Origin of the sequence: Streptomyces abyssalis, from assembly GCF_001751365.1 — a bacterium.
Classification (GTDB): Bacteria; Actinomycetota; Actinomycetes; order Streptomycetales; family Streptomycetaceae; genus Streptomyces; species Streptomyces abyssalis.
In genome coordinates this window covers 671,797-684,827 of record NZ_LJGT01000037.1, presented here as the reverse complement: position 1 = coordinate 684,827, position 13,031 = coordinate 671,797, and the positions used below count along the sequence as shown (strand labels likewise).

The 13,031-nt window shown below is 63.4% G+C and carries 12 protein-coding genes and 2 pseudogenes; 7 read left to right on the top strand and 7 right to left on the bottom strand.

Going from position 1 to position 13,031, the window contains the following annotated elements:
* Nucleotides 1-151: 151 nt before the first annotated feature.
* Both AN215_RS06150 and AN215_RS06145 read left to right on the top strand, forming a co-directional pair.
* Entirely contained in the window at nt 152-883 is a 732-nt protein-coding gene (locus tag AN215_RS06150) for a helix-turn-helix domain-containing protein (protein ID WP_070009806.1), read from the top strand.
* A 31-nt stretch (nt 884-914) separates the two neighbouring features.
* A complete protein-coding gene (locus tag AN215_RS06145; RefSeq protein ID WP_070009807.1) occupies nt 915-1,385 on the top strand; it encodes an NUDIX hydrolase in 471 nt (156 codons plus the stop codon).
* A 6-nt stretch (nt 1,386-1,391) separates the two neighbouring features.
* On the opposite strand, the gene AN215_RS06140 is transcribed toward AN215_RS06145, so the two are convergent.
* The 4 genes from AN215_RS06140 to AN215_RS06130 form a co-directional block, all read right to left on the bottom strand.
* Nucleotides 1,392-1,952 (bottom strand): HD domain-containing protein, encoded by a 561-nt coding sequence (locus AN215_RS06140; RefSeq protein ID WP_070009808.1) that lies wholly within the window; start codon nt 1,950-1,952, stop codon nt 1,392-1,394.
* A gap of 389 nt (nt 1,953-2,341) precedes the next feature.
* Nucleotides 2,342-3,607: a PIN-like domain-containing protein gene (locus AN215_RS29485; RefSeq protein WP_141743618.1), complete on the bottom strand. Its 1,266-nt coding sequence runs from the start codon at nt 3,605-3,607 to the stop codon at nt 2,342-2,344.
* Between the two features lie 2,003 nt (nt 3,608-5,610).
* Nucleotides 5,611-5,928 (bottom strand): hypothetical protein, encoded by a 318-nt coding sequence (locus tag AN215_RS06135; RefSeq protein WP_070009809.1) that lies wholly within the window; start codon nt 5,926-5,928, stop codon nt 5,611-5,613.
* Between the two features lie 699 nt (nt 5,929-6,627).
* Nucleotides 6,628-7,437 carry a hypothetical protein gene (locus AN215_RS06130; RefSeq protein ID WP_070009810.1) on the bottom strand — a complete coding sequence of 270 codons (810 nt, stop codon included), beginning with the start codon at nt 7,435-7,437 and terminating at the stop codon, nt 6,628-6,630.
* A 73-nt stretch (nt 7,438-7,510) separates the two neighbouring features.
* On the opposite strand from AN215_RS06130, the pseudogene AN215_RS06125 reads away from it, so the two are divergent.
* Both AN215_RS06125 and AN215_RS06120 read left to right on the top strand, forming a co-directional pair.
* Nucleotides 7,511-7,660: pseudogene (locus tag AN215_RS06125) on the top strand (IS5/IS1182 family transposase); the annotation flags it as partial.
* A gap of 321 nt (nt 7,661-7,981) precedes the next feature.
* A complete protein-coding gene (locus AN215_RS06120; protein WP_070009811.1) occupies nt 7,982-8,293 on the top strand; it encodes an Imm50 family immunity protein in 312 nt (103 codons plus the stop codon).
* A gap of 22 nt (nt 8,294-8,315) precedes the next feature.
* Here the strand turns inward: AN215_RS06120 and AN215_RS30825 are convergent, their stop codons facing one another.
* From AN215_RS30825 to AN215_RS06105, 3 genes are all read right to left on the bottom strand, one after another.
* Complete coding sequence (locus tag AN215_RS30825) at nt 8,316-8,642, bottom strand: EF-hand domain-containing protein (protein WP_420856117.1); 327 nt, start codon at nt 8,640-8,642, stop codon at nt 8,316-8,318.
* A gap of 358 nt (nt 8,643-9,000) precedes the next feature.
* Entirely contained in the window at nt 9,001-10,305 is a 1,305-nt protein-coding gene (locus tag AN215_RS06110; RefSeq protein ID WP_070009812.1) for a phospholipase D-like domain-containing protein, read from the bottom strand.
* A gap of 383 nt (nt 10,306-10,688) precedes the next feature.
* Nucleotides 10,689-11,438 carry a LysR family transcriptional regulator substrate-binding protein gene (locus tag AN215_RS06105; protein ID WP_079122733.1) on the bottom strand — a complete coding sequence of 250 codons (750 nt, stop codon included), beginning with the start codon at nt 11,436-11,438 and terminating at the stop codon, nt 10,689-10,691.
* A 58-nt stretch (nt 11,439-11,496) separates the two neighbouring features.
* Between AN215_RS06105 and AN215_RS06100 the strand changes: the two genes are divergently transcribed.
* The 3 genes and pseudogenes from AN215_RS06100 to AN215_RS06090 form a co-directional block, all read left to right on the top strand.
* Nucleotides 11,497-11,904 (top strand): DUF5997 family protein, encoded by a 408-nt coding sequence (locus AN215_RS06100; RefSeq protein ID WP_070009814.1) that lies wholly within the window; start codon nt 11,497-11,499, stop codon nt 11,902-11,904.
* Between the two features lie 160 nt (nt 11,905-12,064).
* A complete protein-coding gene (locus tag AN215_RS06095) occupies nt 12,065-12,331 on the top strand; it encodes a hypothetical protein (RefSeq protein ID WP_420856115.1) in 267 nt (88 codons plus the stop codon).
* A gap of 193 nt (nt 12,332-12,524) precedes the next feature.
* A pseudogene (locus AN215_RS06090) lies at nt 12,525-12,974 on the top strand (LuxR C-terminal-related transcriptional regulator); the annotation flags it as partial.
* Nucleotides 12,975-13,031: the final 57 nt, after the last annotated feature.

Genomic DNA, 13,031 nt, shown 5'->3' with positions numbered 1-13,031 from the left:
TCTCCTGATCTCTGTTGGGTTGAGCCGAAACTGCGTCGGCACGATCAGAGAACCGCGAGAAAGGGTGGACGCATCACGGCCCTGATGGACGTTTAGGGACGTCTGAGGTAACGTCAAAACGTCCCAACGTCCTAGGGGAAGGTCCGGGCTCATGGCGAACGAGCGTCTGCGGGCGGCGATTTCAGCGAAGGGCGAGACCGTCGCTTCGCTGGCCGAGCACGTCGGAGTGGACCCCAAGAGCGTCGAGCGCTGGATCACGCTGGAGCGGACACCGCACCGCAGCCACCGCTGGAAGGCAGCGAGCTTCCTCGGAGTGGACGAGGTCTACGTGTGGCCGAGCGTCGAGAAGCAGGCCGAGACGGCAAGCTCGTCCGAGCTCGTCACCTTCTACCCGAACCGCGGGGCCGTGCCGGGGCACCTGTGGGAGTCGCTGATCGAGAAGTCGACCAGCCAGATCGAAATCCTCGTGTACGCGGGCCTGTTCCTCTTCGACAGCCACCCGAACCTCGCCGACCAGTTCGCCGAGAAGGCCAAGGCAGGCGCTCACATTCGCGTTCTGCTGGGCGACACGGAGTCAGAGATGATCAAGCAGCGAGGCGAGGAGGAAGGTATCGGGGACAGCCTGGCCGCACGCGCGAAGCTGAGCCAGCACTACATGGCGCCGGCGACCAGCACGCCCGGAGTCGAGCTGCGGCTGCACGACACAATCCTCTACAACTCGATCTACCGGTTCGATGACGACATGCTCGTCAACCCTCACGTCCTGGGCGCGCCTGCAGGACAGAATCCAGTGCTGCACTTCCGCTACCTGCCCGGGGCAAGGACGTTCCGGCACTACATGCGCAGCTTTGACTACGCGTGGGAACGCGGAACGCCTGCGTAACCGCTTCCGGCGGTCGTGGCACGCTGGGGTCATGGCTCGCGTGGACTACTTCAACGACCCGGACGCACCGCAGGCGAACAGCATCGTTCCATCAGTCACGGCTGTCGCCAGGAACGAAGCCGGAGAGCTGCTGTTGATCCACAAGACCGACAACAATCTCTGGGCTCTGCCCGGGGGCGGTGTCGATGTCGGCGAGTCCGCGCCCGCCGCAGCCGTACGCGAGACGAAAGAAGAGACCGGGTTCGATGTCGAAGTCACGGGCCTGGTTGGGTTGTTCACCAACCCGGCTCACGTCATGGCGTACGACGACGGCGAGGTCCGACAGCAGTTCTCGATCTGCTTCGCGGCACGAATCGTCGGGGGCCGGCTACGGACAAGCAGCGAGAGCAAAGAGGTCGCGTTCGTTGCGCCGGAACGGCTAGACGAGCTGAACATCCATCCGTCGATGCGGCTGCGGATCGACCAGGGCCTTGAGCAACGGGCAGAGCCCTACATCGGCTGAGTCGACCTACTCAGCGGGGGCCGACAGACGGTCGAGCGTTCGCTGTACTGCTGCCCCCAGGTATGGACGAGCGTTGCTGATGGCGTTATGCACCTCGCTGCCCGGCTCGTAGCGCACAAGGATCTCGTCCATGCGGCGGTCGAAGTCGAATCGCTCACCCGCGGGACCGGTCGTCATGTCCGCGAAGATCAGAGCGTCGAGGATCGCAGTGTCCTCGCGTTCGTACGGCTTCAACTCTTCGACCAGGCCACGCTGTTCTGCCTCGTACACCGCACCGGAGTGATGGGCGACTAGGCAGACCAGCCGGCGGGGCGCGTCCAGAGTTTCCAGGTGCCGGGCGCCGTCGAGCGGATGGAAGCCCGTCTGCCTCAGCTCGGGCGCATAGCCGATGTCGTGCAGCCAGGCCGCAGCAACCAGGAGGTCTCGTTCGCCTTCCGGGACCGCGGGCGCTGCCTCACGGGCGCGCTCTGCGACAGCCTGAGTGTGCAACCACCGGTTCCCGAGCGGGGGCAACAGCGACTCGGCCAGCTCGGCAGCGCCAACAGGTGTGTCCAGCAAGGAAGGCATGCCGTCACGGTAGCCGAGGCGAACGGTCGACCATGAGACCGCAGCCAGCCAACCAGCGCGGTCAAACTTTCCCTACTTCATCAAGGGCTCGCTCCGCTCGCCGCGCGGCCCGGCTTGCCGCCGGGCCGACGCTCCTGTCTTCGCCCCGCTCCGGCCCGGCCGCCGTACCCGCGCGCGGACGCTAGCCACAAGAGAGGGGGGTGCCGGCGGGGGCGGTCGGCTCCACGGCTTTAGGCAGCCACCTTGGGGCGAGGCTCTAAGATCAGGGGCTCACTTCGGGCTGTTGCGGGCAGGTCAGGAGACTGCCCGAGTCGCGGGAAGCTTACGAGCCCCTGATCTCTCGCCCCAAGGCAGCTCCAGCCCAAACCCGCTACACCGACCTTGTCCGACTAATCGGCTCTCTCTGCATTACGGTCTGCTTCACGATTGTCGGCGAGTTTACGAACGACCAAGGTTCGCAGCGGACCGTCCAATGAAGGAAGACGGAGATCATCCCCAATACGGGAGGCGTCAGTGACGGCAATCTCGAAGTCGCGTTGATGCTTACGAAACAGGGCATGGCCACGTTCCGCTGCACGGAGTTCGCCATCAAGAGCCTCTACCGCAATAGGGTCAGACTCTTCAGCCAGTTGCCGCTTAGTAAGGGCCTCTTTCATTCTCTCCTCGGTGAAGGCGGCCATTTCGCTAAGATACGCCGTGATTCGGTCGCAGAACTCGTAACTGACGATCAGCGGTGAAGAGTGTATCTCTGATCGCCGCGTGCTGGCCATTTTCGCCTGCGTCAGAGTTCCGGGACTGACAGTCGTCGAGAGCGTAGAACCGGCAGATTCCAGGAAAGCAGCAAAAGTAACTATTTGAAGCGACACGCCAGCACGCTCACGCATCTCAGAAATAAGCTCCTCTCGGGGGCCTACCGAGAGATTTAGCTGCTTGTTTATCCAATCCTCTTTCTCGTCATTAGAGATGATGAGAACCGGCAACTCGCGCTCCCCGGCCATCACCAGAGTCTGCTCCCACCACAGGTAATCGCCGTCGGCATTCCTTCCCTTTCCGCGATCCTTGTATCCTGGAGGGAGCTTTTCCTCTCTTCTCCGTTCCGCCTCCTTCCGCGCCTTAGAATCTGCTTCTGGCGAAAGTGGCTCACCAACTCGACCATCCAGTAATTGTGCGAGCTCAGCGAGGATCGGGTCAGCATTTAGCACACGATCAGTGGACAAGTCAAACTTCTTCTCATGCTGCCGAACTCTGCTCTCGACACCCCGGAATGCCTTTCGCAATTCAGTCTGAATTTCATCCTTTTCGTTGGCGTCGATCGCACACCTGTTGGCAAACTCACCGATCTTCTGGATTGCCTGGTCCCTTAGAGATTCAAGGGATGAGCGCGTTGTGGAGTAAAAGTCAGCCTGATCCTTTGCCGCGGAAATCCGGTTCCGATGAAATTCCAAAGCTACCTGATGTGGAACCCACACCCTTTGCTGCACGGCCTTTAATGCCCGCAACATTTCATATCGGGCGTCAATTGTGACTCGATATAGACCCAAGAGTACGCTGGTATCAATCACAATAAGCGAATCTTGCATCATCTGCGAAATGAATGACTTGGGTGCACGCCAATGGGCGCCAAAAGGAGCGATAAAGGAACTATCTAGGTTCATAGCATTCCTCTTCGGGGTGAGTCGACGCTTCTCGGGTTAGGGTACCCCCACGGCAGACCTGACCGACCATCAACTCCTTCTGTGCTACCGGGGCTCTAGGAGGTTGCTGTCCAGCAGCGAAGTACAGCAACCTCCGTGAGCGGAGACGGACGCAAGTGGCTTCACGCAGCTGATCGACCGGCTCAGATGACCTCAACGACCGTCGTGCCCATAGTTCGCAACGAGAGGCCGGCAGACCGGGTTCGGGCCGTCGTGGGGCCCGTGCGAGGTAGCCCAGCGGTGACAGACGGCGACAGAGGCCCACAGCCAACTCGCAGGTCAGGCTGTGGGCCTCTCGTTCGCACGCAGGTCAGAGAACTGGCGCATCACTTCTTCGGCTTCTGATTACGCAGTAGAATTCACACTGATCCATGCTTCCCGAGATGGGGGAATATCTGTACCGGCCACCAGGTCACTATCGGACGGAGTGAGATCATGACACGATCAGGGCACGCGCGACGTAGCCTGCTCTCACCGAAGCTGGACGGAATGCGCGTACCTCCGACTCCAGAGAATGGCGATGACCCCCTCGGCGTCGTCTCACATTACGTGAATTGGTACGAAGAGGAGTATGCCAGGATACGCAATAGCTCCAAGTCCGGAGTCGGCAAATCTGTTACGCAGATCGCTCTACTCAATACCGGAATTGCCGTCTTAGGCGTGGCTAGCGCTGCCTGGAAGCTGCCTTGGTTTGGACTCTTGAGTACCATTTTGGCGGGACTCACTTGGGTGGTGACAGCGCGAAGTGACCTATTCCAGGATCAGGAACTCTGGAAGCTGCGATCACTGACACTATTTCGACTACAGGAGCTAAAGAGAGAGATGCAGTATCGCCGCGCTCGTGGGGAAGATCCACGAGAACTCTCGCGTGACATTCTTGACAAGCTCAATCATGTCCTGTCGGAGGATCTCAAAGACTGGTCGAATATAGGCCGCTCTGTGTTGAATACGGCCCCAGGGACGTAAGATACTTGTCGCAGATCCTGCAATTTCTTCACTTAGTCACAAGGTTGGTTCGGCTTGGCAAACCTCTGGAGACCAACCTACGCGAGCGACCTGGTGGCGGGTGGACTAACTAGGGAGCTGCACCGTGTCACCCTGCGATAGACCAGGGGCCGAGTATTCCATCGAAATCCGCCAACCCTACAAGGAAGCGCGGAGGCAACGGGATTCGAATTCAGGGAGACATCGCAGTCTTGTAGAGTTCTCACATTTGAGAGTTACAGTCGCATACCATTTACTGAAGTAATCATAGAACTCAGAGTGGAGAGAATCCACTTGCCAAATTCCGTAGGCGCGATGAGAACTCCAAAAACCAAGACTATGAATACGGTCATTCTCTCGTCTACCCGGCTCCGAGCCTGAGTGCGCCGCTGCAATCGCAAGAAGATCACGAAACCCAAGATCAATGTGACATCTAGTGTGACGATCAGCCCGCCCATCGAGCCCCTCCCCAGTGCCGACGGGAACCATCGTTCCACTCGGCCTACTGACGTCACGCCTACGCCAGCGTCCGTGGCTGGACTGATTCCGCAAATGGCGAGATCGCCACTCAGGGGCGTGTGCGTCTGCCGCCGAGGGTGACGCCCATTCTGACGCCAACGGCCCCGTACCGTGGCGGTACTGAGCAGCCATCAACAGCAGGTCGACGCCTAGCGGGACGTCGCTCTGAGGGCCTGGCCGCCGTCTGGGGGTCAAGGGGTCGTGGGTTCAAATCCCGCCGTCCCGACAGAGAAATAGCAGGTGAGAGGCATCCTACGGGGTGCCTCTTCTTCGTTCCCGGAGCTGATCTCTCACAATTTCTCACACGACACTCTTGGATCATGCTCAGCCGAGCAGTTCTCCGAGCTTGTCCGAACCCGCCTTCAGGCTCTGCGGATCGGGGTGGACGTAGATCCGCTTCGTGAACGAGAGATCGCTGCAGCCTGAGCGCCATCGACGTGGACCCGGCCTTCACCGGTACGTCAGAGGTCGACCGGTTCGAACTGCGCGAACATGTCCCCCGTCTCGGACAGTTCCCTCAGAGGCACGTAGTCGCAGACCGCCACGTACCTGTCCCACATGGCCAGCACATCCGGATGCTCGTGCGCCGCTGTGATCCCGCCGTCCCGCCACTCGAACACCTCGACGATCACGCGGCCCTTCGCCCGCATCACGAGCACAGGCCGGTCGGTCGCGAGGCCGAACCGGCGCAGCATGGGCACGTGCTCGCGCGTGAGGGCGAGCAGCTCCTCCTCGCCGCCCGGCTTGGGCCGGTAGCCCACGATCACCATGTCACCCATGACGTGCCCCTTCCGGCGGCCTCGCGCCCCGTCGTCCACCGATGGGCCGGGCCGCGACACTTGGCCGAGCGGCCTCGTTCGCATACCCGGCGCCGGTCGCCTCAAACCGCCGAGTTCTCCGCATTCGTGGTCATCACGGGAGGATTCGGGCTCGCCGAAGCAAGTGCGCCAGAGCCGGGCGTATTGCCGTCCAGACCGAGCGGTTCCCCGTGCGTGCCTCCCCCGCCTCCCGGGTCCTCTCAGGGCCACCACACGCGGCACGCCACGCCGCACAGAAAGACACCGACCATGGGGACCTGAACACGATCTTGACGCGCGAACTGGAGCGGCAGCACCAGGAGTTGACGGCGCGCACCGTCCGGACACTGAGCCGACCTTGTACTGAGCCGCCTCGCAACTCGCCCTGCCCACCCTGGCCCAACGGCTACGACGTAGCCGGCATCGGAGTGTTCACACCGATCAAGCAGCCAGCAGGTGGTCAGGTGCTCGACGTGGACACGCGAACCTACAGCTCCCTACTCCGCAGCCTGCGATGTCCCGGCGAACGCGGATTCGCCCTGCTCACCGGCCGCCGGCGCGCCCTGCGACACGCCACGACCAGCCCCCGCAAGATCAGCCACATCGTCAAAGCCGCACTTGTCTCACCCATTTCGAACACGGAAAGACCAACTGCAAGTTGGTGAGGTCACCTCACTTGCGTCAGCTCAAGCTTTCCGCCACCGACAGATAATCGGTGTAGATCTGCGGTGAGCCGGAGAACGAAGCCAGCTGCTTCCATTCCTCGTACATCTGCTTCGTGTCCCGATAGGCCTTGGCGAATGCAGCAGCCTCAGCAGTCGCGATGTCCGCATCAGGATAGAACGCATGGAGTGCCGCGAGGCTGGCAATCTCCATCAGCACTACATACTGATCCAGCCGGTTACCGCGCTCGCCTTTCAGCAGGCGGAATTTCCAGTCGGGATAGTCCTCGATACGATGATGATTCTCAGCGATGAAGCTTTCAAAGGTATCTGCCCGGACGTCGGGGCGCAGCGCGAGATTGTGGATGCCGATCACCCGGGCGAGAGGTTCTTCCCCCGGGCCGCGCTCCTGATAACGCGGCCCATCGGTGACGGTGCTTTTCTTGTTCTCCGCCAGCAAGCGGTAGTCGGTATAGATCGTGGGCAATTCGCCGAATGTGCCGTATTTCCTCCATTCGCGGACAAGCTCACGGGCCTCGGGACGATCGCGCCAGAACTGGCGTGCCAATTCTGTTTGATTGCCGTCAGCTGTCACGTAGCGGTCGCGCTGCCCGGCGTCATCGATTTCGAAGAGCATCATGTATTGGCCGGCTCGTTCGCCACGCAGGCCGCGCAGCATCGTCCAGCGCCATCCGGGGTAGCAGGGTATGTGCACGCCTTTATGGCGAACAAAGGCTTCGAATTGCTCCGGCGTCACCCCGGCCTCGGTATCGATAGCGATGTAGTACAGACTGAAGACCGGCGCGTTCGACGTGTCATGGCGTGGCATTCAATGCTCCATGGGTCTCGACTGCTATTGGGCGAATCTGCTGGTCGGAGCCGTATTTTGTTTTTCCGAAGTTCGACAACAAGTCAAGCGCACCCGAGCCCGCATGTCCTGGCTCGCCGGCTGCCGCCGCCTCCACCGCCGCTTCGAACGCAAAGCTGACCACGTCCTCGCCTTCACCAGCATCGCCTGCATCCTCATCTGCTACCGCAGACTCGCCAAATGAGACGAGTTCCAAGAGGGGCGTACAGGGTGCACAGTGGCACGCGTCATTGGACAGCACTGTTCTGGACCAACGCCCGCGCCAGTGGCCTGTGGTGCGGCCTGAGCTGTCGAAGGTGCTGACCAGTCTGGGACCACACGGCATGCACACCTCCGAACACTGGCAGCTCATCGGAACGGTCGTGCGTGTACCGCCTCCCCCTGACCTGCGAGCTTGGCTACTCCGATCGTCCGGGGGTCAAGTGCGCTAGACGGTACGTAGGTTCGTGAGTGTGGCCCGCACCCCGGCGCGGTCCTCGCGTCAGGTCAACGCTCTCAGTCGTCCTTGGACCTGCACTTCGACGAGCGCGGCACCTCCGCCACCATCGGCCTCAGCACCGGCGACCTGCCGAGCCATCCCCTGCCGGAGTGGGAAGCCAAGCCGTTCAACAGCCTCACCTTCTACCTCGTGTGCGAGGAGATCGCAGAGGTCGCGCTGAACGGCTGGCAACTCCCGGCACCGACTCTCCAGTTGACTCCGGCAGCGGCCCGGGTGTGCGTAGTGGCCCAGGGGGGAAGCTGCTCGCTTCGCCTCACCGCCGGGAGCGTCCGCGTCAAGGGCGTGAAGACGATCCTGGTGTCGGAGACCGCCATCTGAGCGTGCCGCACACTCCCTGGCCTCACGTCTGACGGCCAAGCCCGCCGGCCGCGACGGCAACCTCCCGCCGGAGAGTCTGAACGGAGGCCTCCGACACCATGCCGGCGCCGCGCGCGGGGTGGCCGAAACGCCGGTCGTCAGTCCGCGCCGCCCTGCGGGCCCAGAACTCCTCGAACGACATCGCTCCGTCGCCATCCGTGTCGAGTACGTCGATGAATCGCTGCGCCTGCTCGTCGGTGAGGTGCTCGCCGCGCAGCTCGGCGACGACCTGCTGGTATTCCTTGGCGCTTATCTGCCCGTCGCCGTCGAGGTCGTACGAATCGAAGACCTTGCGCGCGGCCGCCTTCATGTCCACCACGTGATTTCGCCCTTCCTCGTTGGATGTTGTGCGGATGCTACTGCGCATCGATCACCAGCAGTACCGACCCCCACATCTCCTGATGCGGGCATCCGTCCGCCAGGCCGTCCACATCTGGTTCAGCTCAGCGACAACGGTCGAGCAGTGAAGGCGCAGCCTCCGAAGCAGGTGAGAGGAACAGGTCGGATCCCGAAGGCTCGGATGTGGACCAGCCCGTGGTTGGCGTCGCGGTCGGTGCCCGAACCCGCGGAAGCTCCTGGTGGGCGGCCAAGACCAAGATCGCCTGTCCACCAGGAGCTTGTTCACTTTCGGACTCCTGCTCGCTGGCCGCTGTCCAGGGCCAGGATGCCTATTCCCGGGCCTGACTCGGATCGATCGGAATCTCTCGCGCCGTGTTCTCGGCGCGCTCCTCGGCGATCGACTGCCGCCCCGCGGTCCCGCAGCAGCGGTCGTACTGGTTCTGCCAGTCGGCCATGAACGTGTCGTAGCTCGACCGGCCGGTCAGCTTCAGGTTCGACTCGTCGTTGTGCCAGACGCCGTTGCTCGTCCAGTTCGAGGAACCGACGAACACGAGCTTGGAGTTGGCCGTACCTGCGTAGTTGCCGCTGACCATCATGTACTTGTCGTGCGTGTAGTGCCGGGCGTTGCCGTTCGCGTCGGTGCCGCGGGTGGTGTCGTGAACATAGATGTTCGGCCGGTTCTTCAGGTGGTTCTGCACGCTGTCGTCGGCCATTCCTGCGGTGATCAGGATGTGGATCTTGACGCCGGTCTTCGCCAGGCTCACCAGCTTCTTCGGCAGCTCCAGATAGTTACGGTCGCCCGGTTTCCCGTGAGACGTCCACTGGAACATGGCGATGTTGATCGTGGCCGGCGCCTTGATGTTGTTCAGGAAGTCCACCCAGGTGTCGCTCTTGGAGCGCGCCTTGGGCCACTGGTAGGAGGGCGGAGACAGCTTCCTGGCGGCTGTGCCCTTGGTGGAGCTGTAGTAGTCGGGTGCCAGCGGGCCCGGGCCGTTGAGCGCCCCCTTGGACATGGCCGTGAAGAAGCTGACGTAGGAGTTGTACAGGGCGACGTTGCCCTTGACGGTGGCGCTGCTGTTCCACGCGGTACTGGCCTGGGCGGAGGTGGGGTTGGCGCTGCTGACGGTCACCGTCCTGTTCGCATCGCCCCCGCCGCTGAGCATGTAGAACTTCGCGTGCAGGGAGGAGCCGGGGTAGTGGGTCAGGCAGCCGCCCGGGCACATCGCGGCGAAGCTGGAGGCTCGCGGGTCGTTGCCCAGCTCGGTGACCATCGACTGCCAGACCGCGTTGTCGCTGTGGGTGTCCATCAGTGCTTTGACGATGACGCCACGCTGGTGCGCGGCGATCAGGGCGTGGGCGAATTCCGGTCCCGGCTGTGCGTTGCTGATCGAGTACATGGCGACGCGTATGGTCTGCCCGCAACCGGCGCTGTTGATCGACTCGATGACCGGACCCATGATCTCCATCTGGGAGGCGGGGTCCTCCGGGTCGTTGAAGCGCGGGCCCGGGCTGGAAGTGAACGTCCGATACTCGCAACTGAGGGGGGCCTTGGCCTTCTTCACCGCGGCATGCGCCGGCGTCAGCGGCAGCATGCCGATGACGAGCGCGGTGATCAACGTGATCGTTCGCTTCATGAGCGGCCTTTCGCCGGGCTGTTGACGATGAAGAGCCGGGCCGTCGCAACTGGCCCACAGGACTGCGCAGGCTGACGCCACGAATGTGGCCATTTGAAGCGGAACGTCAAGAAATCTCCCATGACATCAAGTTGGTGGACCCATGTACCAACTTGCGACATGTGAGGACTTCGATTGGTTGCAGGAGGTGCCGGACCGTGACATAACACTTTGGCCCGCAACGAGCAGGAGACGGCAGCTGACGGGGGCTGCCTTGCGCCTGTTGTGGCTCCGGAACAGGCCGCCGAGGTCGGGGCGTTGGGCGGACGCGTGTGACGGCGACGCAGGAGAGGCGGGGCCTCCCCTCGATGCCGGCTGCCAGGTTCAGGCGCGCAGCGACGAGGCTACGACCGGCGGCGAGGCCTGCCGCGCCTTCCGCGCTCACCGCCCCGGCGGGCTCCCGTTGCCCTGCCTGGCTTCCTTCCGCCGGACTTGCCCTGCGCACCGCCTGCGGAGGCGCGCTTCGGCTGCGCCGGAGTCGCTACGCGCCCCCGCGTGCTGTTGACGGTCCGCCCCCGCACGACCCCGATGAAGTCCTCCACCATGTCGGTGGTCATTTCTTCCGGCCACGACAGTGCGACACGTGACTGCGGAGCGTCGGTGACCGGCCGGTACGTGAGGTCCCTGCGGTGGTTCAGACGGGCGAGCGACTGCGGTACGAGGAGCACTCCCACTCCTGCCGCAACGAGTTCGACCGCATCCTTCGTCGAGGCGGGCCGCTCGATCGCCGGGCGACCGGGCAGACGCTCCCAGTCGAGGGTGTCGTCAAGGGGATGCAGCACGACGTCGTCGGCCAGATCTTCTGTCGTCACCTCATCGGCCGCCGTCACGACGTGGTCCTTGGGGACCACGACCACCGTCGTCTCGGTGTAGAGGGGGATCGCACTGAAATACGTGCGGTCGACCGGCAGCCGTACGAAACCCGCGTCGGCGCCGCCGTCCCGCAGCACGTCCGATGCCTCGACGGCGCTCACCGCAACGAGCGTCAGCGGAATGTGGGGCAACCGCTCGTTCCAGATCCGCACCCACTTGGCCGGCGTCACACCCGGTACGTATGCGACCCGGAATGAAGGGGATGCCTCGGAGCTGGTCACGCTGCCAGAATACCGGCCGTGGTCCGAGGCCCGGCACCCGCTCGATACCCTGGGCAGCATGACGTCTCGCCAGAACACCCAGACCATGAAGCCCGCGACCGCGGCGAAGAAACTGGGTGTGTACCTCGAGGCCACGCCGCCCGAGTTCCAGGAGGGTGTCGTCTCGCGCCACGAGCTGAACGCGCTGCAGGCTGATCCGCCGGAGTGGCTGGTGGAACTTCGCCGCAACGGGCCGCACCCCCGCCCGGTCGTAGCGGCGAAGCTGGGCGTCTCCGCCTCGGGCCTCGCCCGTGGGGGTGTGACCGAACCCCTCACCACCGAGCAGATCGACGCGCTGAAGAGGGAACTCCCCGAGTGGCTACGGCAGGAACGCGCCACCCAGGCCGAGGTCCGGAGGGAAACGGTGCGTATCAAGGAGAAGAACAGGGCGAAGCAGCAGGCGGAACGGGGCGAACGCGCCCGCTGACCGCAGACGCCCCGCCCAACTTCCCTGGTCACGGGCCGAGTTGTCTGCCTCCCGGCCAGGCCGTGTTGCTGACGGTTTCCCGTTCGACCTGAAGGACTGAGCCGTGCCCGACCGACCTGAGATTGTCTGTATCTGCGGCTCTACCCGGTTCGGGGACGAGATGAGCGCGGCGAACCGTGATCTGACCTTCGCAGGTGTCATCGTCGTCGCGCCAGGCGTCTTCCTGCGTGCCGAGGATCACGAAGCAGACGAGTTGATCACCAACGAGCAGAAGGCCACGCTGGGCGCCCTCCACCTGCGCAAGATCGACCTGGCTGACCGGGTTCTGGTCGTCAACCCAGGCGGGTACATCGGCGAGTCCACGAGCAGGGAGATCGCATACGCCCACGCCACCGGCAAGCCGATCTCGTTCACCGATCCCGTCTGACTCGTAGACGCTTCGTGGTGCACGCGGGCAACGAGTTCCGGTCAGCCTCGGAGCGTGTTGCCAGGGGGCTTCGAAGCCGTCGGGCGCAGCCTTGTACTTGTGTCGCGTGACGTGATCTGCCCGAGCGATTCGGAGAACTGGAACACGATCTGCAAGAACTTCGACCGCTGGTCGAAGGCCGAGGTCTGGCCGCGCGTCCTCCCGGCAGACCCGGGTGCTCATCCTCACCACCTTCGACCTCGACGAACACGCCTTCGCGGGACTCAAGTCCGGGGCATCGGGATTCCTGCTGAAGAACGCACTGCCCGAGGAGCTGCTCGCGGCGATCCGCAGCGTCGCCGCCGGGGACGCGGTGGTCTCCCCGCGGATCACCCGCCGGCTGCTGGAGAACTTCGCCCACCAACTGCCCGCCGAGCGCGGCTCGGTGGAGGACGACCGGCTGGAGAGGCTTACGGCACGCGAGCGTGAGGTGCTCGTCGAGGTGGCTGGCGGGCTGTCGAACGCCGAGATCGCCGCCGCGCTCCACCTCGCCGAGGCCACCGTCAAGACCCATCTCAACCGGATCCTCACGAAGTTGGAGCTGCGCGACCGGGTTCAGGCCGAGGTCTTCGCCTATGAGGCCCGGCTCATCCGCCCCGGGTGAGAGCGGAGGGACGCCGCGCGGGCGCGCGGGCGAGTGCTGTTCCGGGCTGGTGCGCTG

Excerpts from the sequence above, each read along its gene's own strand:
- AN215_RS06150 (WP_070009806.1), top strand. The coding sequence starts at position 152 with ATGGCGAACGAGCGTCTGCGGGCGGCGATTTCAGCGAAGGGCGAGACC.
- AN215_RS06145 (WP_070009807.1), top strand. The coding sequence starts at position 915 with ATGGCTCGCGTGGACTACTTCAACGACCCGGACGCACCGCAGGCGAAC.
- AN215_RS06140 (WP_070009808.1), bottom strand. The coding sequence starts at position 1,952 with ATGCCTTCCTTGCTGGACACACCTGTTGGCGCTGCCGAGCTGGCCGAG.
- AN215_RS29485 (WP_141743618.1), bottom strand. The coding sequence starts at position 3,607 with ATGAACCTAGATAGTTCCTTTATCGCTCCTTTTGGCGCCCATTGGCGT.
- AN215_RS06135 (WP_070009809.1), bottom strand. The coding sequence starts at position 5,928 with ATGGGTGACATGGTGATCGTGGGCTACCGGCCCAAGCCGGGCGGCGAG.
- AN215_RS06130 (WP_070009810.1), bottom strand. The coding sequence starts at position 7,437 with ATGCCACGCCATGACACGTCGAACGCGCCGGTCTTCAGTCTGTACTAC.
- AN215_RS30825 (WP_420856117.1), bottom strand. The coding sequence starts at position 8,642 with ATGAAGGCGGCCGCGCGCAAGGTCTTCGATTCGTACGACCTCGACGGC.
- AN215_RS06110 (WP_070009812.1), bottom strand. The coding sequence starts at position 10,305 with ATGAAGCGAACGATCACGTTGATCACCGCGCTCGTCATCGGCATGCTG.
- AN215_RS06100 (WP_070009814.1), top strand. The coding sequence starts at position 11,497 with ATGACGTCTCGCCAGAACACCCAGACCATGAAGCCCGCGACCGCGGCG.
- AN215_RS06095 (WP_420856115.1), top strand. The coding sequence starts at position 12,065 with ATGAGCGCGGCGAACCGTGATCTGACCTTCGCAGGTGTCATCGTCGTC.